Raw genomic sequence first — 20,730 nt, 5'->3', positions numbered from 1 at the left:
TCTCTATGATAAAATAATAACAAATAAAGTTCGGATAATAAAATAATAACTTCTGTTTTTTACTGAAGCTTATTGGTTTAAAGTAGGTTGTGCAAAAAATTAAAAGTGATGTTTCATTTATATCTTAAATAGAAGGATAGGATCTATGGATATTAAAGAACTTTTGAAAAAGAATGTTCAATATATTAAGGGCGTTGGTGAGGCTAGGGCAAAATTGCTTCATAAACTTGGAATATATGATGTTGAAGATATTATTACTTATTTTCCTAGAGATTACGAAGACAGAAGCAGGCTTAAGAAAATTAATGAGCTTATAGATGGAGAATCCTGCGCTTTTGAAGGTATAATAGCATCAAAGGTTTCTCAACATAGATTTAGAAAAGGACTCACGTTGTATAAGGTACTAATAAAGGATGAAACAGGGGCTATAACGGCGTCTTGGTTTAATCAGCATTATATAGGGAAGGTCTTAAGGATTGGAGAAAGGTTTATTTTCTTTGGGAGAATATCAGGAAGATATAAGAACCTTGAAGTTCAGAGTCCTGTTTATGAAAAACATGATATTGGGGAAGCTAGAAATGTTTTAAAGATAGTCCCCGTGTATCCTTCAACAGCGGATTTAACTCAGAATACTATAAGAGCCACAATAAGCAGTGCTCTTGAAATGGTAGGCGGAAAGCTTGAAGATTTCCTTCCTAAAAGCATATTAAGCGAGCACCAATTGAGTGAAATAAACTATTCCATACAGCAGATACATTTTCCAAAAAGTGATGAGGATTTTAAAAATGCAAGGTATAGATTAGTATTTGAAGAACTATTTCTGCTTCAGCTCTGTCTTTTAAGTGTAAAAAAATCCTTTGAGAAAGATAAAAAGGGTATTGAGTTTAAGAATGTCCCAGAAATGGATGACTTTATAAAAATGCTTCCTTTTAAGCTTACCAATGCCCAAAAGAAGGTTTTTGAAGAGATTGAAAAGGATATGGAAAGTAATAATGTTATGAACAGGTTGGTTCAGGGGGATGTTGGTTCGGGTAAAACAATTGTGGCTGTGCTTGCGCTGTTTAAAGCCATACGAAACGGGTATCAGGGTGCATTGATGGTACCGACCGAGATTTTGGCAGAACAGCATTATAAGTCTATTAGCGAGCTTATGGGAAGGTATGATATTAATACAGCTTTGTTGACAGGCAGCCAGACTAAGAAGCAGAAGACCAAAATACTTGAAGAAATAAAGTCAGGAGAAGTTCAGATAGTAATTGGTACTCATGCACTGATTGAAGACAATATAGAGTTTAAAAACTTGGGGCTTGTAATTACTGACGAACAGCACCGCTTTGGTGTACGGCAGAGATCCTTGCTTTCTAAAAAGGGTGAAGACCCGGATGCTATTGTTATGACAGCTACACCTATACCTAGAACATTGGCATTGATTTTATATGGAGATCTTGATATATCTATAATAGACGAATTGCCCCCGGGCAGAAAACCTGTCAAAACCTATCCTGTAGATGACGGTATGAGGGAAAGAATAAATAATTTTATAATAAAAGAAGTAAGGCAAGGAAGACAGGTTTATATTGTATGCCCTTTAGTAGAAGAGTCGGAGGAGATCAATGCAAAATCAGCGGTACAGCATGCAGAGAAAATCGCTAAAGATGATTTTAAAGATTTGAGAGTTGGGCTTATTTATGGGAAAATGAAGGCTAAAGATAAAGAAGAAGTTATGAGAAGTTTTGTTGGCGGAGAAATTGATATTCTTGTCTCAACAACTGTTATTGAGGTTGGAGTTAATGTTCCGAATGCTTCGATAATGGTTATTGAAAATGCTGAAAGATTCGGGCTCGCGCAGCTACATCAATTGAGAGGAAGGGTCGGAAGGGGCGAATATCAGTCGCACTGTATTCTTTATAGCGAAGGAAAGACAGAAGTTTGCAGGGAGAGAATGAAAATAATGCAGAAGACCAATGATGGATTTATAATATCTGAAAAGGACCTGGACTTAAGGGGACCGGGTGAATTTTTCGGTACAAGACAGCATGGTATTCCGGAATTGAAAATTGCCAATCTGTATGAAGACATTGATATACTTAAAAAGGCTCAGGAGGCAGCAATAACACTGATCAATGATGATAAGGATCTTGAGCGTGAAGAAAACTTCAAGTTAAAAACAAAAATGCTGGAGATATTAAGTGAAAAACTTTATAATATAACAATGAATTAAAAGCCTTATTGTGGTTGACAATTATATATGATAAGATAAAATATCATTAGATTATTATTTTAAATTAGATAATTATTATTGAAGATGCAATAAAATTGGAGGAATTGTTATTCTTAGGGTTATATCAGGAGAGGCCAGGGGGCATAAACTTAAAACTTTAAAAAGCAATTTGACAAGGCCGACTTCGGATAAGGTTAAAGGGTCAATTTTTAATATTATAGCTGCTATTATTTTTGATAAGGATGTCCTGGATTTGTTTGCTGGAACTGGAAATCTAGGCATAGAGGCATTAAGCAGAGGTTCACGGTCGGCGGTGTTTATCGATAAAAGCCATGAATGTTCTCAAATAATCAAAGAGAACCTTACCCATACAAAACTTGTGGAGAAGGCGGAGGTGCTGGTAGCTGACGTTTGTAGCGGTTTAAACAAGCTTTCACAAAGGGGTAACAAATTTGATATAATATTTTTAGACCCACCATATAGTAAAGGACTTGTAGACGAAACACTTAAATGTATTGTCGGTGTTGATGTTATAAAGCCGGATACTATAATAATAGCAGAACATGATATAGAAGATGTTGTTCCTGAAAGTGTTGGAACGCTTAAGAACTTCAGACAGCAAAAATATGGGGATACTATGGTGTCTTTTTACAGGTGTGAAGGTTAGTATTTAATTGATTTATAAGCTATAAATCAAGAATTAAGTGACAGGAAGGTATTTGCAGTTGAGAGTGTATGTTTATCCAGGTAGTTTTGATCCCGTTACCAACGGGCATGTTGATATTATAAAAAGAGCAGCTAGCTTGTGTGATAAGCTCATTGTGGCAGTTTTGGTCAATAGCAGCAAAAATCCGTCTTTTACGTTGGATGAGAGAGTAAATTTATTAAAGTGTGCAATAAGTGATGTACCCAATGTTCAAATTGAGAGTTTTTCAGGTCTGTTGATAGACTTTATGACAAAGAAGAAAGCTGCGGTAATAATAAAAGGTTTAAGGGCTGTTTCAGACTTTGAGTATGAACTCCAAATGGCATTGTTAAATAAGAATTTGAATCCTGATATAGAAACTTTATTTATGATGACCAATATAAATTATTCATTTTTAAGCTCCAGTTCTGTAAAAGAGCTGGCGAGAAATAAAGGAAACATAGATGGCTTGGTGCCGGATTGTATTAAAGATGAAGTAATTAAAAAATTTAGTATATAGGCAAGATGAGTTCAAAATCCTGGGAGGGGTTTTAATGGAGATACTTTCAATACTTGAGACTTTGGAAGATGTTGTAGAAAAAAGCGTAAGCGTACCGTTTTCTGGCAAGTGTATGGTTGACAGGGAAGAAATACTTGAAATTATCAAGGAAATGAGGCTTAAGCTTCCTGATGATATTAAACAGGCAAAATGGGTGAAGGAAGAGAGGCAGAAGATTCTTTTAGAGGCGCAGAAAGAAGCCAATAATATTATCAAAGACGCTGAAAACAAAATTGCTTCTCTTGTTGATGAACACGAGATTACTAAAAAAGCCTATGATCAATCAAACGAGATAGTTTCAAACGCGCAGAAGAATGCCAGGGAAATAAGACTTGGCACTAAAGAATATGCAGATAATGTACTTAAGAAAGTTGAAGAAATACTTGAAGAAACACTTGAAGTAATAAAGGTAAACAGGGAAGAAGTTAAATAGTTTGGTCCTTTAAAGGGTCATTTTATAGTGATTTATGCAGCATAAAATATTGCATACTATTTTTCGCGAGGAAGCTATATATTCTAAAAAGTATGTTTTTCAAACGACCTTTTTGAGGATAATAGATAAAGTGAAATTTTTATAGTATGTTTATTTTATGGCATACCTTTGGCGTCTTTTAACAACAAATGATATTAAACCCATCAAAAATAGAAGAATAAGTGAAGCTGACATGTTCTTGATGGAGTTTAACATATAGTTGTACCAGGTCCAATTCGTGTTATATGTGAAGTAACCGAAGACGCTCTGACTTTTTACACCTATTAAAAAAGAAAGATTCATAAAAATTGATATATATATTGCCGCGAAAATACCTTGTATTAGTTTGCCAAATAAATAAGGTTTTATACTTATGTCAGTTTTGGAGATTATGCTGTAAACCTGAAAGTGAACTGACAGCCCAGCCCATCCTAGAATTAAACTTACTGCTGCCAGTTGCTGCACAAAAGATATTCCTTCTGTTTTGCTTATCATATTTATACCCGTCGTAATTTCGAAAAAACCACTCAAGATAGGAGTGAGTATATCTTTAGGGATTCCGATTATTGCAAGAAAGCCTGACAGGAAGTTTGATAAAGAGGCTATTACACCTGTTTCCAGTAAAAGGTTTATAATTACCGAGAATAAGATAATAAACCCACCTATTGCGAGCATAGTGTTTATTGAGTTCCGGATTGATTCACCCAATACTTCGCCGACATTTACTGGTTTGGTATTTGCCAGCTCTTTCTTGAATTTCCTGAAAATCTTATCTCCTTCAACACTTTTTATCTGATCTCTACGCTTACCGTAGAATCTGAACAGTATTCCTACAGTCAGACATGCTAGAATGTGACAAAATAATAAAACAAACCCTATGCCTGGATTGTTAAACATACCTACAGCTACTGCGCCAATGATGAAAAGCGGTCCTGAGTTGTTGGTAAATGAAAGAAGTCTTTCTGCCTCTGTTTTAGTTAGAAGCTTTTCTTCTCGCATGCTTGCCGTTAGTTTGGCACCAACAGGGTAACCACTTGTTACACCCATAGCAAGAGCAAAAGAACCACAGCCTGGAACATTAAAAAGTGGACGCATAATGGGTTCAAGCAAAATTCCAACTGATTTTATAAATCCTGTTCGGTTAAGAATTTCCGATGCTACAAAGAATGGAAACAGAGATGGAAATACAACATTTAGCCACAAATTAATTCCCTTTGATGCTGATGCAACTGCTGTATGCGAAAAAATTATCAGCAAAAGGATAAATGTAATACAACTGAATGGAAGCAAAAGAGGTCTTAAGCGGATAACCCTGCTTGATTTAAAATTGTAGAAAATAACTACAAAAATAATGATTAGTATTACCAAAGTATAAAGACTCATATTTCACCTTTAAAATTTAGATTCCATTTAATTTTATTAAATTAGAAATATACTTATAACTATTACGCAAAAAGGTATAAAAAAAAGTTGAAAATGTTCGATATAGAATAATGAAAAAGGATTTATTATTTTTATGTAGAATAAATAATATGTCAAACAAGCGGAGAGGTATCAAAGTGACTAACTATAAAGTAGATGTGGCTAATTTGGATAAAATCGTAAAGAAAACTATTGAAGCCATAAACAATAGTAAGGTTGAGTTGTTTGACATAGCAGAGAGTGCAAGAAAGGAATGCGGGAGACTTGAACAAGAACTAAATGACCTTAAAGAACAGACTATACTTCTTATTGATAGCGTTGATGTTTTAGAAAAAGAATTAAAATCCAGTAAGAAACATCTAATGTTAGTAAGCAAAAATTACGATAAATATTCCGAAGAAGAAACACGAAAAGCATATGAAAATGCAGATAACCTTCGTGTTGAGCTGGCAGTTAAACGTGAACAGGAACAATTTTTCATAAAGCGAAGAAATGATTTGGAAATTAGATTAAAAGATTCTATAAAGACTGCTGAAAAAGCAGATAGACTTATTTCAAATATTGGAATATCTTTAGGATGTCTGACAGGTGACCTTCAGCAAGTAACTCTTCAGCTTGAAGACTTACAGCAGAAACAGATGATGGGTTTAAGAATTATCAAGGCCCAGGAAGAAGAACGACAGAGAGTTGCAAGAGAAATACATGACGGTCCTGCACAGTCCATGTCAAATATTGTTTTAAAAGCCGAGATATGTGAACGTTTGGTAGATGCTGAGCCTGTTAAGGCAAAAGAAGAACTTAAAAATCTGAAATCAGTAGTTCGTGATACACTTCAGGACGTAAGGAAAATTATATATGACCTAAGGCCAATGTCTTTAGACGATTTGGGTTTGGTTCCGACACTTCAAAGATACATTATTACTTACCAGGAAGAAACAAGAACAGCAGTTTCTTTTAAAACACGAGGGGTTTGTGAAGAGATAAAACCTATAATATCATTAACGGTTTTCAGACTTGTACAGGAAGCTATCAGTAATATTAAGAAACATGCTAAAGCTAAAAATGTTGCAATTAACCTTGAGTTTGTGGATAAGGAACTAAAGCTACATATACTTGACGATGGCAAGGGATTTAATACAGATAATTTAAAAGTTAGAAAAGAGGATATAAACAGTGGATTTGGTCTCTATAGCATGAGAGAAAGAGTTGAACTTCTAAATGGCAAATTTGAGATTAATTCTACAGTAGGAAAAGGCACTAGTCTAAACATAACCGTACCTTTAATTCCGGACGAGGAGGTCTCAAATGGATAAGATTCGTGTTCTAATTGCCGATGATCACACTATGGTGAGACAGGGGCTAAAACAAATACTTGAGCTTGAAAAGGATATGGCTGTAATTGCTCAGGCACCAAATGGTGAGGAAGCTATAAGGCTTGCTAAAGAGTGCAGCCCTGATGTCATACTGATGGATATTAATATGCCTGGCATGAATGGTTTGCAAGCTATAAAGGAAATGAAGGCAGATAATATCCCATCAAGGATAATTGTATTGACTATCCATGAGGACAGGGAATATCTTTTTAAGACACTTCAGATGGGGGCAGAAGGATATGTATTGAAAGATGCAGATCCGGTTGTTTTAGTTGAAGCAATCAGAAGTGTGAACAGGGGACAGTCATATATTCAGGCTAATATGACTAGGGAGCTTGTAAGAGAATTTAATAAAATTACTCTTCATGATAAAAGTAAATCTGAGGAGAGTAACTTGACGGCCAGAGAGGTTGAAGTGTTGGAGTTAATAGCAGAAGGTATGATAAATAAGGAGATTGCAAAGCGCTTGTATATAAGTGAAAAGACAGTTAAAAACCATGTATCCAACATATTCAGGAAGTTAAATGTATCCGATAGAACACAAGCTGCCATATATGCTTTCAAACATAATATGACAAATTGATAGGATGCTGGTATAATACTCATTGTGTTATAAATAGAGACCTTCCGTTACTTAAGGTAACTGGTAGGTCTTTTTATTATGCCAATTTTGAACATGATTCCTATGTTACTTGTAGGTATATTGGTCTACCTAAATGGGGGCATGTGGTGGATAGAATATTATCGCTAAAGATTTTATAATAAAAATATAAGGTTACAGAAAACCTTGTAGCAAGGGGGTTTTAAAGAACCATGAACGCTATAAAGGAATTCATAAAGTTAGTAAGGAAGCAGAAAGGACAAGGACTAGTCGAATACGCATTCATAATAATCTTCATTGCGATGGCTGCATTTGCATCTCTAGGTTTATTAGGAACATCTTTGGTGGGCTTTTACAATTATTTTCTGAGTCTATTTTAAAAATTACAGATAAAAAATATTCAAGGAAATCTTTAACGAAAAACCAATAAAATGAAAGGTGGAATTTTAAATGATGAAAATGTATTTTGATTATTTGAAGGCGTTAGTAGGAAACAAAAAAGGACAGGGTATGGTTGAATACGGATTGATAATTTCACTGATAGCAGTAGCATGTATAGCAGCGTTGGTAGTTTTGGGACCTAAAATTGCGACTTTATTCAATGGCGTAGCTAACAGTATAACAGCTCCGTAAATTTGTGTAAAAAGTATTGATAAAAAAGTCTTATAAAACGAAAGGTGGAATTTTAAATGATGAAAATGTATTTTGATTACTTAAAGGCGTTAGTAGGAAACAAAAAAGGACAGGGTATGGTTGAATACGGATTGATAATTTCACTGATAGCAGTAGCATGTATAGCAGCGTTGGTAGTTCTGGGACCTAAAATTGCGACTTTATTCAATGGTGTAGCTAATAGTATAACAGCTCCATAATATTTGCTGAGACTTTGCTGCCCTATCTGGTTTCAGGTAGGGCAGCTTTTTGGAATATATATAGAAATTTGATGGGGATAAAAGTTTATTAAGGAATAGCTGAAGTTATATCTAAGTTTTAGTTGTCGGGTTGTTCTTATAAGGTGAAAGGTTGTGTACTTTATGCTAAGGAAAGAGAGGATGGCTGGGCAAAAGGGCCAATCTATTGTAGAAACAGCACTTATACTTCCTATAATAATCCTTATATTGACGGGTATAATCGATTTTGGCTTAATGTTTAACAACTATCTGGTTATAACAAACGCTTCCAGAGAAGCAGCAAGGAATGCGGCTGTTGGTGCAACGGATGCTGAAATAGCAGTTATGGTAGCTAATATGACAACAAGTTTGAATAGTTCAAAACTTTCTACAACAATTTATCCGGGTCAGGCTTTACGGAAAAAAGGAGACGAAGTTGTTGTAACAATTGAATATGATAATGCACTGCTAACACCGATAATATCATCAATAATACCAAATCCACTGCATCTTCAGGCGAAAACGACAATGAGGATGGAATAGAGTGCTGGGTAGGAGCAAATTTAAGCTTTACACATTAGTGTTTCAAAAGACTTATTAAATTAGGGATGTGGCAAAAAGTATTAAATGTATTTTTTGAAGCACCCTTGTGAGGGATGAAGATGAGGAAGGGAGAAATGCTTATAAACCTATTAAAAAACAGGAGCGGAAGTACATCAGTTATTTTTTTATGCTCTGCTGTGATTATTATCCTATTGTCTGCAATAGCTACAGATATAGGGTATATTGCTATTGAACGGTATAAAATGGATCGAGTTTTAGATCAGATTGCGAAAATAGGAGCAACTGCTTTAATAGTGGATAAGAACGAATGTACAAAGGTTATTAAAGAGAATGCGGTTAAAAGAATTGATAATATAACAAAGCTGGAAATAAACGTGTCTGACAATAACAGGGAAATGTCAATAAACATAGAAAGAAAACTCGACTATATCTTTTTAAAATATATAGGTTTCAAGGATAAAAATATAAATTCAAGGGTTACGGCAAAAGTGTCAAATGTTACGTCGTTTAAAGGAATAAGACCATTTGCTATACCAAAAACAGAGATTAACTATGGAAAGCAGTATTATTTGTCAACAAAGGAGTCGAAGTTTTTAGAAAACAACGATAACGGGGGCTTTATAAGATTGATAACGCTAAATATTGGTGATGGAAACTTTGAAACCGCCATATTGTATGGATTAAATAAGACAGTTAATACAGGAAAGAGTATATATGCGTTAGATCAGAGTGATTTCTCTCGAGGAAACGAGAGCATTGACAGGTTAATTAAAAAGTGCGATAGGGAACCTTCATGCACTTATGAGAATTATGAAGTTGACTGTTCCAGGATAATTGTTTTACCTGTGGTAGATAAGGCTGAAGCGTCGGGTAAAAAAGCAATGGTAATTCTAGGTTTTACAGCATTTTTTATTGAAAATGTAAGTGTAGATAAGGAAAAAAACAAGGAGAGTATTGAACTTAAAGGTAGATTTATTAAATACACTGTTAACTCTAGTACCAGTGATGGTATTCCGGATTTTGGACTTCTTGGTGTTAAACTTAAACACTGGTAGGACGAAAGTTCTATAGAATAAAAACCCGTATATACTAAGGAGGGACACTATGGAATCAGTAAATAAAAGAGTAATAGTAATTTCAATAATCCTGGCACTATTCACAACAGCATTGGTATTTTTGTATATCAAAGATGCAACAGTTAAGCCTGATGTAGTAGAGTATATAGATGTTTATGTTGCAGCTAAAACGATGGCTGCCAAATATGAGATTACCGAGGCTGATATTAAGAAAACCAGGGTTACAAAAGAATACTTAAATACGGATGCTGTTTTAGTTCAAGCTGATATCATAGGTAAACGTCTAAAGGAAAGCGTTATAGAAGGTGAACAAATACTTAGGAGCAGGCTGGTTCAGGAAGACAATTTTACTTTGGCATATAACGTACCTGAGGGGATGAGGGCAATAAGTGTAAACGTTAATGAGCAGACGGAGGTTGCAAACCTGATAAGGCCCGGAGATTTTGTAGATATAATAGCCAGTTTTCCACTTGAGAAGCAGGATATAGGGCAAAATACAATAATTAATTTGGGAATATCTCAAACGGTAATACAGAATGTTCAGGTTCTTGCTTTAGGACAGGACTTGGCAATAGAAGAAGATAAGAAGTTAGAGCTTCCAAAGACTGTAACACTTGCGGTTAGTCCAAAGGATGCTGAAAAGCTGACTTTTGTGACTGAATTTGGCACTATGAGGATGACTTTGAGGAGCATTGGTGATGATAAGATTATATCTGGTGATGGTACTATAAAAGATGATGTAATGGGCGATAAAGGTGTAATAATTGTACCAAAACAGTAGATGGAGGGAATAATATGGAGAAGATAAAAGTTGTTATTGTTGACGACACCGAAGAGACCAGAAATAATGTAAAAACGCTAATTTCTTTTGAGAAGCGCATAGAAGTTATCGGTGAAGCTGAAAATGGTGAAGAAGCAATTTTTATTGTTAAGGAATCAAGACCTGATATAGTTTTAATGGATATAAATATGCCGGTTATGGATGGAATAAAGGCTACCGAAGAAATTTCATTAAATGTTCCCGAGACAGCAGTTATAATTATGTCTGTTCAAGGAGAGTCTGAGTACTTAAGGAAGGCTATGACAGCAGGAGCTAAAGATTTTCTGAATAAGCCTTTTTCAAGTGATGACTTGATAACAACCATACTTAAAACCTATGATATTGAATCACAGAGGAGACAGCGGTCAAATGTAACAAAAGTTAAGGAAGAAGTTAAATCAAAAATAATTACTGTATTTAGTACAAAAGGCGGCGTAGGTAAAACAACACTTGCGTCAAACCTTGCTGTAAGTATGGCAAGAACTACGAAAAAGAGGGTTGCACTTGTCGACCTCGATTTACAATTTGGTGATATTGCAATAATGCTCAATGCATCAGTAAAAAATACAATCAGCGACATTATAAAAGAGATTAATCAGCTTGATGGTGATGTGGTGGAAGATTATCTTGTGACACATTTTTCAGGTGTAAGGCTGCTTCCTGCTCCATTAAAGCCTGAATATGCGGAATATATAACTGCTTCCCATGTAGAGAAGATACTCAATACACTTAAAGATCATTATCATTACATAATAGTTGATACATCTGCAAGTTTCCACGAAACAGTCCTCCAGGCCCTTGATATGTCAGATAGAATACTTATGCTGTCTACCTTGGACTTGCCTACGATAAAGAATGTTAAAGCTGGTCTTGATGTTATGGAAACTCTACATTATCCGAAAGAGAAAATTAATATAATATTAAACAAGGCGTCAGAGCAATTTGGCATTAAATATAAGGATTTTGAGAACACATTAAAGCATCAGATATGGGCATATATACCCGAAGATAGTCAAACCGTAATTACTTCTGCCAATAAAGGATTTCCGTTTGTTATGACAAGGACTGAAACTAAAGTGGCAAAAGCAGTTTTTAATATTACTAATGAGCTTGTTACAGATAAGCAAACTCCTGAAAAGGAAAAAGGCACTGTAAAGAAATTGTTTGGACTATAGTCAGCAAATAGAGTGGGGGAATTGAGATGTCACTGCTTGAGAGGATTCAAAAGGAAAAAAGTGTTGAAGTTGTTGATAGTAAGGTGCAAAAAGTTAAGAAGACTCAGGTTGCTCAGGAAGACCCTTATGCAACTATCAAAGCGAAGATACACAGTAAAATTATTGAAGAAATTAAGACTGATTCCCTTAAAGATCTCGGACCTAACGATGACGAAGTATTGGAAGAACAAATATCAGCAATTGTAGAGAATATACTAAATGAAGAAAGTACATATATTACGAAAAATGAGCGTCAAAAAATCTTGTCCGAAGTAATAGATGAAACAATTGGGTTTGGCCCTATCAACCCACTTATTCATGACCCGACAGTATCAGAAATAATGGTAAACGGGCCTAACCAGGTATATGTTGAAAAAAAAGGAAAGCTGGTATTGTCAGAAGTCAAATTTAAAGATGACCAACATGTTATGCATGTAATTGAAAAGATCGTTGCGCCATTGGGTAGGAGAATTGATGAAAGCTCTCCAATGGTAGATGCAAGACTTCCGAACGGATCTCGTGTTAACGTAATAATTCCTCCTCTTGCTCTAGATGGCCCAAGCATTACTATAAGAAAGTTTTCTGAGAAGCCATATACTGTAAAGGACTTAATTAACTTTGGGACGATGACTCCAAATGTTGCAATGTTCCTGAAGGCCTGTGTTGAAGCTAGGTTAAATATCGTAGTTTCAGGAGGAACCGGCAGTGGTAAAACAACAACACTAAACGTTATTTCATCCTTTATACCAGAGGATGAGAGAATAGTGACAATAGAAGATGCCGCCGAAATACAGCTCGGACAGGACCATGTTTTGAGGCTTGAAACAAGACCTCCGAATATTGAAGGAAAGGGAGCTATTACAATAAGAGACCTTGTAAGAAACTCACTGAGAATGAGGCCTGACAGGATAGTTGTAGGAGAGGTTAGAAGTGGAGAAGCATTGGACATGCTTCAAGCCATGAATACAGGTCATGACGGTTCACTTACAACAGGGCACGCGAACACTCCTAGAGATATGCTGGCAAGGCTTGAAACAATGGTATTAATGGCAGGTATGGAACTTCCTGTAAAGGCTATAAGAGAGCAGATAGCATCGGCTGTTGACATTATAGTGCAGCAGTCGAGGTTAAAAGACGGAAGCAGAAGGATAACACATATTTCTGAAGTTACAGGTATGGAAGGTGACATAATAACCATGCAGGACATATTTATTTATAAGCAGTCTGGAAAAGATGAGCGAGGACGAATAATCGGTGACATAGTACCTACCGGAATAAAGCCCAAATTTATGGAGAAGTTTGAAAAAGCCGGTGTAATGCTTCCGTCGGACTTGTTTACTGCTTAAGTCTGGTGCTTTTTATCATAATTGAGAGGAAGGACTTTTAAAATGATGAACTTTATTCTTGTATCAGCATTTGTAAGTGCTTTACTTTTCTCTTACCAGATATTGAAGTTTTTAATAGGCAAGCAGACTCCTATCATGCGTTTAACCAGATATACAAATTTAATGGAGATGGTAGGAGGAGAGGAAAAGAGAAGGAGCAAACAGAAGGAATATAAGGTAGGCCTTGGTTTTATTTCAAGAGGTGTCAAGGAAGCAAAATCTCTGGACGGCTATAAGAAAAAGATCCAGCTTGAGCTTCAGAGAGCGCACATTTTACTAAAGCCTGAGGAGTATATAACTGTTAGTATTATACTGTTTTTTGCTTTTGGAACCTTTATGTTTGTGCTGGCTAGTTCATCTTCTTTAGCCATTTTAGTTGCAATTGTAGGTGGTGTTATTGGATGGGTACTTCCGTCTCTATATATTAAAATAAAGATTAAGAAGCGTTTAAGGATTCTGAATGATCAGCTTAATGATGCAATTGTTCTTATATCCAACTCACTTAAGGCCGGATATAGTTTTTTTCAGGCAGTAGACATAGTAAGCAAGGAAATGACAGGTCCTATGGCAGAAGAGTTTGCACAACTTCAAAAGGAAGTAAATTTTGGAACAACAACGGAAAAGGCTCTTGAGAATCTGGTTACAAGGGTTACAAGTGATGACCTTGAATTGGTGGTAACTGCCGTTTTGATTCAAAGGCAGGTTGGTGGAAACCTTTCTGAGGTTCTAGACAATATTTCTACAACTATACGGGAAAGGATAAGAATAAAAGGAGAGGTTAAAACTGTAACTGCACAGGGAAGAATGTCAGGAATGATAATTGCCGCATTACCGCCGGCATTAGGGTTTATACTGTTTCTTATAAATAAAAGCCACGTAATGGTTCTTTTTACTGATCCGATTGGTCTTATAATACTTGGATTTTCAGTGTTTATGGAAATTATAGGGATATACTTTATTAGCAGAATCGTAAGTATTGAAGTGTGAGGTGCTAAGATATGATTATATATTTACTTTTGGCTTCAATTTTTATTTCATCATATTTCATATTCTATGCTTTTGTTGGAGTTTTCTATAGAAACAGGAAAGTGGTAAGTATAAGGCTTGACAGAATTACCAAGGAAGATGTAAAGACTTTAGAAAACGAATTGAACCAGCCTTTATTTGTGAGAGTAATACGTCCTATACTTGATGATATAAGTAAAGTCATATTAAGGATAACTCCTAAAGAGTTTAAATCTGCATTTGAAAAGAAGGTAGTTAATGCGGGCAATCCGTTTAACCTGTCCATGAAAGACTGGATAAACATGCAGGTTATTATTGTAGTGATTTTACCATTTATAACATCAGGTGTATGCTATTATTTAGGATTGGACGTAAGGAGTATAGTGTTTGTCGGAATAATTGAGATCTGTTTTGGATTGTTGTTTCCTAATTTGGTTTTGAATAAACAGATAGCACAAAGGCAAAAGAAGATACTTAACTCTCTTCCGGATGTATTGGATTTGTTGACGGTAAGTGTTGAAGCAGGTCTTGGATTTGATGGAGCGTTGGCAAAAGTTATTGACAAGATGCCTGGACCTATTGCAATTGAGTTTGAAAACGTTCTTCAGGAAATGAAAGTAGGAAAGCAAAAAAGAGATGCTCTTAAGGATATGGCAGAAAGGGTTGGTCTCCATGACCTTACAACATTTGTTGGTTCGATAATACAGGCAGACCAGCTTGGAGTCAGCATTGGTAATGTGCTTAGAATCCAGTCCGAACAGATGCGTGAAAAAAGGAGACAGAGAGCTAAGGAAAAAGCTATGAAAGCTCCGGTAAAAATGCTTATACCAATGGTTTTGTTTATTTTCCCAACAATTTTTTCAGTTCTTATAGGGCCTGTAATTATAAAGGTTATTTACACGTTCACCAAATAGAAATGATGAAAAATAGGCGTAATCAAAGTCTCGGACGAATTTAGCCCTACTCGATTTTTGGACATTTGCTTCGCAAATTACTCAAAAAAAACGAGTTGTATCATAAATACACGACTCGTTTTTTTATTAAGAATATTCATAATTTTCATAAAAAAAGCGGTATAAGGAAATTAATAAGACCTATTTCCCAAATTTATTTAAAGAGTATAAACAGAACTTTTAATGGCAACTTGGCGATCATATCAAGGATATATAATCCTTAACTTAGACCCATAGCTTTGCGTCATCATTTTTCAATGATTTTGCCCTGTTTCATAAGCCTATTTATCTCCTTATACCTTAGGTTTAAGGGAGGTAGAATGTATTACATTTTTATTATAGCATAGATTGTACAGGGTTTAAAACATAGAATTACATGAATTATCCAGTACAAATAGTTCTTAAGGATGTTGCAGTAAATTATTCAAGCCGCATGAATAATTTCACCTAAAAGCGTAATATTTTACGTCATTTTAAAATATTAAAGCTTTTTAACTTTAAAGGTCAGGCTTAATTTTTATCAGTTGGGATGATCTGCTTCTCTTTTAAAGGCTTTTTTTTGCCCTGTTCATCAACTACTACAATTGTATCAAGAGTAGATTTTAAGTTGTTTCGAAAATTCTTAATATATTCGTTTCTGAGTATTTGCTGCTCTTCCTTTTCTGCTGGAGTAAGACCTACTGATTTAGATTTTTTAGATAATTCATTAATTCTATTTATTTTACTTTGCTCCATTTTATCACTTCCATATGTTTTTTTCTTATTATAATCTATTTTAATTAATAATAAAACACTTTAGTTATTACAAAAAAATTACGATAAACTATTATACATAATGTTGTAAAAATTGGAGGTTGATAAGTGTGGCAGAAAAAAAGACCATTCAATTGAAGGAGAAAAACAAGAATTTGGGCAAAAAAGCGATTAAGCTTTTGAGGTTTGATAAAATAGGAATAGGCATAAAACTAAGCGTTTCGATAGCATTAATACTTGCATGTTCGATATTTCTAATTATTATTTTGTCTTTAAATATGATTTCAAATAATATGATAGAACAGGCAGAAAAAAGCACGTATGAACTTCTGGAAGAGACTGGAGAAAGCTTGAAAGTTTCTTTAAAAGAAATTGATAGATTTGCAATGCATTCATCTAGAGAAGCTACAATATCATCTAATATTGAACAACTTAATGTTATAAATGAAGAGACTTCAAGGGCAAGAGCAATAAGTAAAATACAACCAATTGTAGACACTTTGTACGGAAGCCGAATAGATAGCGTAATGAATATGATTGTAACCGATAACAAAGGGGATGGTGCAGTAGCAACTGCATCGAGTTTTCTAGACCTTGACAAAGATTATACTAAAACTATAGGATATAAAGAGTTTGTAGATAGTAAAAAGAGTTCAATGTGGATTGACACACATATTACCGACCTTGTTTTTAATCGGAAATCAAATGAAAAAAGGACCATTTCCTTATTTAAATCCGTATATTCCCCTACGAGTTTAAAAAATAGTGCTGGTGTCCTTGAGATATGTGTGAGGGAATCTGCTTTGAAGGACATTGTTAAAAAGACAGAACTACCTTATGAAGGGAAGTTTGTTGTTTTAGGTGAATCGGGTAATATTGTGCTCAATCCGGATAATATCGAAGAAAATGGACTATTGCTAAATGAGGTGAACAAGGTTGACGAAAATGGTAAGACCTTGGCTGAATTTATGGGTAAGACAAATTTAACCTATAAGGATAAAATACTGGATAAGCCGCTATATAAATTAGGTGAAATAAAAGAAGTAAGTCAGGAATTTAAAAATAGCCTTACTGAAAGAGATGGATATATTACCGGGCAAATTTATGAAACAATAAACAACAGAATAAAGAATTTATTGGAGTCAGGCAAAGTTAGTGAGAAAAATACAACCTATGGAGAGGTTGTTGGAAAAGACTTCAAAGTTAACGGTAGACAGATGCTTGTTGCGTATTACTATATAAGGAGTATTGAAGGAACTCCAATAAATTGGAAAATCATATCTATGACACCTGTTGATAAAATAACTGAAAATATAAACGTAGCATCCCTACAAATCATACTCATCGGTTTAGCTTGCTTATTAGTTGGGATCGGTTTATCCATTTTTATTACCAAGGATATTTCAAGTGGTATTAAATGTCTCACAGAGTTAATGGATAGGATTAAAAGAGGGGATTTGGAAGTTGCCTGTTGTATTGACAGAAAAGATGAAATAGGCAATTTGGCATTAAGTTTTGGAGATATGGTAAGTAATTTGAAGGCAATGATTGCGGGCGTAAAAATGGCATCAAATGTTGCGGTAGATTCATCAAAAATTGTATCCTGTAGTAGTCAGGAAAGTTATGCTTCAATTGAGCAATTTTCTGCTATGCTTTCTGAAGTGAAAAATGTTATAGACGTTCAAGCAAACAGTATAGAAGTTAACGGACAGGTTGTTAATGAGTTGTCAAATCAAATACAATTAATAAATGATGATTTTGACAGCGTGAGCAAGATTGTATCAGGCGCTAAAGAATTAAGTGAGGATGGGAAAAGATCGGTTAATAAACTGCTGGTAAATGCAAATGAGGTTAAAAACACTGTATCTGAGTTTGGAAAACTGATTGAAACTTTGAAGTCTGAGTCTTCAGAAATTTCAAAGATTATAGGGTTTATTAGAGGGATTGCAAATCAGACAAACATGCTCGCATTAAATGCAGCGATTGAAGCTGCCAGAGCCGGTGAAGCAGGCAGAAGCTTTAGCATTGTGGCCACGGAAATAAGGGTATTGGCTGAACAATCTAATAATTCGGTTAACTATATTGAAAACAAGCTGAAAAATATAAGTGATACGGTATTGCTAACAGGAGAATTTATCAAGTCTTCCGATTCGGTAATGGGAAGTCATGATTTTGCTGTAAATGATACTATCGGTAAGTTTGATGATATTATGAAATTTATGGATAATATTTTTAACCAGATGACGGATATTGAAAGTTCTTTACATAGTATTGAGCAGGCAAGAATAAATATTGTTGGGTTTATGAATAACCTAACTGACAGTACCGAAAAGACAAAAGATAATGTTAAGGCAATCTATGGGGCAATGGATGATCAGGTTGAACTGGTAAGACATCTTATGGAACTGTCGGATAACCTTAATGAATTGTCAGCAAATCTTGAGGGTACAATAAATATGTTTAAAGTTTGATGTGGTAACAGGGTTAAATTAATCTGATAAATTATTTACAAATATGAGCTCATGGGAAATAAATTTCCTGTGAGCTCATATTTGCGGAATTAGCGAAGATAATTTCCTGAAATCTCAAGGATTAATGCTTTCGGGAGTTTTTGCGAAGAGTTTGAAATAGGCTTATAGATTAGTGCTTGAGGTTTTTTGGGTTTTTTATCATTTCGGTTGTAATATCGGTTAAATATGGTATACTAATTACTGAAAAATATAAATGTTCATATAGTATTAGTAAAACTATGGATAATTAGTGTAACAAAAAAATAAAAGAGGAGAGTAGTATATGTCGAGCAATGCTGTATATAAGTTTTGGCTGGAAAATGAATACTTTGAAGAGCAAACAAGGGAAGAATTGCAAGGGATTAAAGATGACCCAAAGGAAATCGAAGATAGATTTTATAAGTATCTTGACTTTGGTACTGGCGGCTTAAGAGGAATTATAGGAACTGGTACAAACCGAATGAATATTTATACAGTAAGAAGAGCATCACAAGGACTGGCGGACTTTGTAAATAGTATAGGTGCAGCAAACAAAGGAATTGTTATTGCATATGATTCCAGAAACATGTCACCGGAATTTGCTCTTGAATCTGCAAAAATATTTGCAGGTAACGGAATAAAAGCATATTTGTTTGATGAATTAAGACCTACACCTGAATTGTCATTTGCTGTAAGATATCTTAAAGCTGCAGCAGGTATAGTTGTAACTGCAAGCCATAATCCAAAGGAATACAACGGATATAAGGTATATGGTGAAGATGGTGGACAGCTTCCGTTAGAGGAATCAAACCAGGTTCTCGAATTTATGAACAAAATTGAGGACATAACAAGTGTTACATTTATTGAGAAGAATGAAGCTATCGAAAAGGGACTTTTAAATATTATTGGCAAAGAAGTAGATGATGCTTACATAGCTATGCTTAAAGGTCTTTCTGTAAATCCTGATCTGGCAAAGAGCATTGGTGAGAATTTTAAAATTGTATACACACCTTTGCATGGCTCCGGAAACAAGCCTGTTAGAAGAGTTCTTGACGAGATTGGATTTAAGAATGTATTGGTTGTTAAAGAACAGGAGCTCCCGGATAAGAATTTTTCAACTGTAAAATCACCAAATCCTGAAGAAAAAGAAGCTTTCACGCTTGCAATAGAGTTGGCAAAGAGTGAGAACGTAGACCTTATTATAGGAACAGATCCAGACAGTGATAGAGTGGGTGTAGTTGCAAGAAATAAGGAAGGTGAATATATTACACTTACGGGGAATCAGACAGGGTGTTTACTGCTTGAATATATTTTGTCCCAGAAGAAGGCGAAAGGTACTCTGCCGGCTAACGGATTTGTTGTTAAGACTATTGTAACTACTGAGCTTTCAAGGGAAATTGCTAAGGAATATGGAGTTGAACTTATAGAAGTTTTGACAGGGTTCAAATTTATCGGGGAGCAGATAAAACTGCTTGATGAGAATGGAGACAAAAAGTATCTCTTCGGTTTTGAAGAAAGCTATGGCTATTTAGCCGGAACTTCTGTAAGAGACAAGGATGCTGTTGTAGCGTCTATGTTAATTGCTGAAATGGCTGCATATTATAAATCAAGGGATATGTCACTTTATGATGGTTTAATGGAATTATTGAATAAATACGGGTATACCATTGAAGGAATTAAATCTTATACTCTTAAGGGCAAAGATGGTGTAGACAAAATAAAGTTTGCCATGAATAAGATGAGAGAAGATGAAATAACCAAGTTTGGTAATATTGAGGCGGCTGCTGTAAGAGACTACCAAAAGGGTGAAAGATATGAAATAAGTTCAGGCAAAAGGGAAGCTATTGATTTACCTGAATCAGATGTTTTGTATTATGAAATGCAGGATGGTAAGTCATGGTTTTGTATCAGACCATCAGGGACTGAGCCAAAAATTAAGATTTACTATGGTGTAACTGATAAGGGAATGGATGCTGCAAAAGGCAAGCTGGAACAAATACAGACAAACGTGTTGGCAGTAGTTGAAAAACTCTTATTTGATTAAAATTGAGTTTTAAAAGATTTGAGTACACAGCCATAAACAAGAGGGATATCTCTCGTGTTTATGGCTTATTCGTTTTATATATACAACTTCTGATAAAGTATGTTTTTTTAACAAACTTTTAGAAGATAATGTTTCTCAGTTTATCGCAGCGGGCATTACTAGTTTGTTTGCAGCTACCGCTGTGATATGTTATAATATTAAAAA

19 protein-coding genes and 1 riboswitch are annotated in these 20,730 nt (G+C 35.0%); of the genes, 17 read left to right on the top strand and 2 right to left on the bottom strand.

Annotation, left to right across the window (positions count from 1 at the left end):
• The first annotated feature begins 145 nt into the window (after positions 1-145).
• The 4 genes from recG to ACECE_RS0212285 all read left to right on the top strand — a co-directional run bounded on the left by recG (position 146) and on the right by ACECE_RS0212285 (position 3,898).
• The gene (gene recG, locus ACECE_RS0212300; RefSeq protein ID WP_010247458.1) at positions 146-2,221 is read left to right on the top strand and encodes an ATP-dependent DNA helicase RecG; all 2,076 of its coding nucleotides are present in this window, start codon (positions 146-148) and stop codon (positions 2,219-2,221) included.
• Between the two features lie 94 nt (positions 2,222-2,315).
• Positions 2,316-2,888, top strand: a complete 573-nt coding sequence (gene rsmD, locus ACECE_RS0212295; RefSeq protein WP_085946255.1) for a 16S rRNA (guanine(966)-N(2))-methyltransferase RsmD — start codon at positions 2,316-2,318, stop codon at positions 2,886-2,888.
• Between the two features lie 58 nt (positions 2,889-2,946).
• Positions 2,947-3,426 carry a pantetheine-phosphate adenylyltransferase gene (gene coaD / locus ACECE_RS0212290; protein WP_010247451.1) on the top strand — a complete coding sequence of 160 codons (480 nt, stop codon included), beginning with the start codon at positions 2,947-2,949 and terminating at the stop codon, positions 3,424-3,426.
• A 34-nt stretch (positions 3,427-3,460) separates the two neighbouring features.
• Positions 3,461-3,898 (top strand): hypothetical protein, encoded by a 438-nt coding sequence (locus ACECE_RS0212285; protein WP_010247447.1) that lies wholly within the window; start codon positions 3,461-3,463, stop codon positions 3,896-3,898.
• Between the two features lie 150 nt (positions 3,899-4,048).
• On the opposite strand, the gene ylbJ is transcribed toward ACECE_RS0212285, so the two are convergent.
• Entirely contained in the window at positions 4,049-5,320 is a 1,272-nt protein-coding gene (gene ylbJ, locus ACECE_RS0212280; RefSeq protein ID WP_026073818.1) for a sporulation integral membrane protein YlbJ, read from the bottom strand.
• Positions 5,321-5,496: 176 nt separating this feature from the next.
• On the opposite strand from ylbJ, the gene ACECE_RS0212275 reads away from it, so the two are divergent.
• The 11 genes from ACECE_RS0212275 to ACECE_RS0212220 all read left to right on the top strand — a co-directional run bounded on the left by ACECE_RS0212275 (position 5,497) and on the right by ACECE_RS0212220 (position 15,201).
• Complete coding sequence (locus tag ACECE_RS0212275) at positions 5,497-6,672, top strand: sensor histidine kinase (RefSeq protein ID WP_010247438.1); 1,176 nt, start codon at positions 5,497-5,499, stop codon at positions 6,670-6,672.
• Positions 6,665-7,315: a response regulator gene (locus tag ACECE_RS0212270; protein WP_010247435.1), complete on the top strand. Its 651-nt coding sequence runs from the start codon at positions 6,665-6,667 to the stop codon at positions 7,313-7,315. The genes ACECE_RS0212275 and ACECE_RS0212270 overlap by 8 nt, the downstream gene beginning before the upstream one ends.
• Before the next feature lie 468 nt (positions 7,316-7,783).
• Positions 7,784-7,966 carry a Flp family type IVb pilin gene (locus ACECE_RS0212260; RefSeq protein ID WP_010247432.1) on the top strand — a complete coding sequence of 61 codons (183 nt, stop codon included), beginning with the start codon at positions 7,784-7,786 and terminating at the stop codon, positions 7,964-7,966.
• 56 nt (positions 7,967-8,022) lie between these two features.
• The gene (locus ACECE_RS0212255) at positions 8,023-8,205 is read left to right on the top strand and encodes a Flp family type IVb pilin (protein WP_010247432.1); all 183 of its coding nucleotides are present in this window, start codon (positions 8,023-8,025) and stop codon (positions 8,203-8,205) included.
• A gap of 162 nt (positions 8,206-8,367) precedes the next feature.
• Positions 8,368-8,766 carry a TadE/TadG family type IV pilus assembly protein gene (locus ACECE_RS0212250; protein WP_010247429.1) on the top strand — a complete coding sequence of 133 codons (399 nt, stop codon included), beginning with the start codon at positions 8,368-8,370 and terminating at the stop codon, positions 8,764-8,766.
• A 119-nt stretch (positions 8,767-8,885) separates the two neighbouring features.
• A complete protein-coding gene (locus tag ACECE_RS0212245; RefSeq protein ID WP_010247426.1) occupies positions 8,886-9,842 on the top strand; it encodes a TadE/TadG family type IV pilus assembly protein in 957 nt (318 codons plus the stop codon).
• Between the two features lie 49 nt (positions 9,843-9,891).
• Positions 9,892-10,644 carry a Flp pilus assembly protein CpaB gene (cpaB, locus tag ACECE_RS0212240; protein ID WP_010247423.1) on the top strand — a complete coding sequence of 251 codons (753 nt, stop codon included), beginning with the start codon at positions 9,892-9,894 and terminating at the stop codon, positions 10,642-10,644.
• Between the two features lie 14 nt (positions 10,645-10,658).
• Positions 10,659-11,858, top strand: a complete 1,200-nt coding sequence (locus ACECE_RS0212235; protein ID WP_010247421.1) for an AAA family ATPase — start codon at positions 10,659-10,661, stop codon at positions 11,856-11,858.
• Between the two features lie 26 nt (positions 11,859-11,884).
• On the top strand, positions 11,885-13,243 hold the full coding sequence (locus tag ACECE_RS0212230; protein WP_010247419.1) for a CpaF family protein: 1,359 nt from the start codon (positions 11,885-11,887) through the stop codon (positions 13,241-13,243).
• Between the two features lie 42 nt (positions 13,244-13,285).
• Positions 13,286-14,269 carry a type II secretion system F family protein gene (locus ACECE_RS0212225; RefSeq protein ID WP_010247417.1) on the top strand — a complete coding sequence of 328 codons (984 nt, stop codon included), beginning with the start codon at positions 13,286-13,288 and terminating at the stop codon, positions 14,267-14,269.
• An 11-nt stretch (positions 14,270-14,280) separates the two neighbouring features.
• On the top strand, positions 14,281-15,201 hold the full coding sequence (locus ACECE_RS0212220; protein ID WP_010247414.1) for a type II secretion system F family protein: 921 nt from the start codon (positions 14,281-14,283) through the stop codon (positions 15,199-15,201).
• 221 nt (positions 15,202-15,422) lie between these two features.
• Positions 15,423-15,518: riboswitch (cyclic di-GMP riboswitch) on the bottom strand.
• Positions 15,519-15,750: 232 nt separating this feature from the next.
• Here the strand turns inward: ACECE_RS0212220 and ACECE_RS0212215 are convergent.
• The gene (locus tag ACECE_RS0212215) at positions 15,751-15,975 is read right to left on the bottom strand and encodes a DUF896 domain-containing protein (RefSeq protein ID WP_010247412.1); all 225 of its coding nucleotides are present in this window, start codon (positions 15,973-15,975) and stop codon (positions 15,751-15,753) included.
• A 128-nt stretch (positions 15,976-16,103) separates the two neighbouring features.
• Between ACECE_RS0212215 and ACECE_RS27410 the strand changes: the two genes are divergently transcribed.
• Positions 16,104-18,464 carry a methyl-accepting chemotaxis protein gene (locus tag ACECE_RS27410; protein WP_010247410.1) on the top strand — a complete coding sequence of 787 codons (2,361 nt, stop codon included), beginning with the start codon at positions 16,104-16,106 and terminating at the stop codon, positions 18,462-18,464.
• A 322-nt stretch (positions 18,465-18,786) separates the two neighbouring features.
• Complete coding sequence (locus ACECE_RS0212205; protein ID WP_010247408.1) at positions 18,787-20,526, top strand: phospho-sugar mutase; 1,740 nt, start codon at positions 18,787-18,789, stop codon at positions 20,524-20,526.
• The last annotated feature ends 204 nt before the right edge of the window (positions 20,527-20,730 follow it).

The organism is Acetivibrio cellulolyticus CD2 (genome assembly GCF_000179595.2).
GTDB lineage: Bacteria > Bacillota > Clostridia > Acetivibrionales > Acetivibrionaceae > Acetivibrio > Acetivibrio cellulolyticus.
This window is presented reverse-complemented; position numbering and strand designations above follow the sequence as displayed.

Coding starts and splice junctions, on each gene's coding strand:
- recG (WP_010247458.1), top strand. CDS start 146: ATGGATATTAAAGAACTTTTGAAAAAGAATGTTCAATATATTAAGGGC.
- ACECE_RS0212285 (WP_010247447.1), top strand. CDS start 3,461: ATGGAGATACTTTCAATACTTGAGACTTTGGAAGATGTTGTAGAAAAA.
- ylbJ (WP_026073818.1), bottom strand. CDS start 5,320: ATGAGTCTTTATACTTTGGTAATACTAATCATTATTTTTGTAGTTATT.
- ACECE_RS0212270 (WP_010247435.1), top strand. CDS start 6,665: ATGGATAAGATTCGTGTTCTAATTGCCGATGATCACACTATGGTGAGA.
- ACECE_RS0212260 (WP_010247432.1), top strand. CDS start 7,784: ATGATGAAAATGTATTTTGATTATTTGAAGGCGTTAGTAGGAAACAAA.
- ACECE_RS0212255 (WP_010247432.1), top strand. CDS start 8,023: ATGATGAAAATGTATTTTGATTACTTAAAGGCGTTAGTAGGAAACAAA.
- ACECE_RS0212250 (WP_010247429.1), top strand. CDS start 8,368: ATGCTAAGGAAAGAGAGGATGGCTGGGCAAAAGGGCCAATCTATTGTA.
- ACECE_RS0212245 (WP_010247426.1), top strand. CDS start 8,886: ATGAGGAAGGGAGAAATGCTTATAAACCTATTAAAAAACAGGAGCGGA.
- cpaB (WP_010247423.1), top strand. CDS start 9,892: ATGGAATCAGTAAATAAAAGAGTAATAGTAATTTCAATAATCCTGGCA.
- ACECE_RS0212235 (WP_010247421.1), top strand. CDS start 10,659: ATGGAGAAGATAAAAGTTGTTATTGTTGACGACACCGAAGAGACCAGA.
- ACECE_RS0212230 (WP_010247419.1), top strand. CDS start 11,885: ATGTCACTGCTTGAGAGGATTCAAAAGGAAAAAAGTGTTGAAGTTGTT.
- ACECE_RS0212225 (WP_010247417.1), top strand. CDS start 13,286: ATGATGAACTTTATTCTTGTATCAGCATTTGTAAGTGCTTTACTTTTC.
- ACECE_RS0212220 (WP_010247414.1), top strand. CDS start 14,281: ATGATTATATATTTACTTTTGGCTTCAATTTTTATTTCATCATATTTC.
- ACECE_RS0212215 (WP_010247412.1), bottom strand. CDS start 15,975: ATGGAGCAAAGTAAAATAAATAGAATTAATGAATTATCTAAAAAATCT.
- ACECE_RS0212205 (WP_010247408.1), top strand. CDS start 18,787: ATGTCGAGCAATGCTGTATATAAGTTTTGGCTGGAAAATGAATACTTT.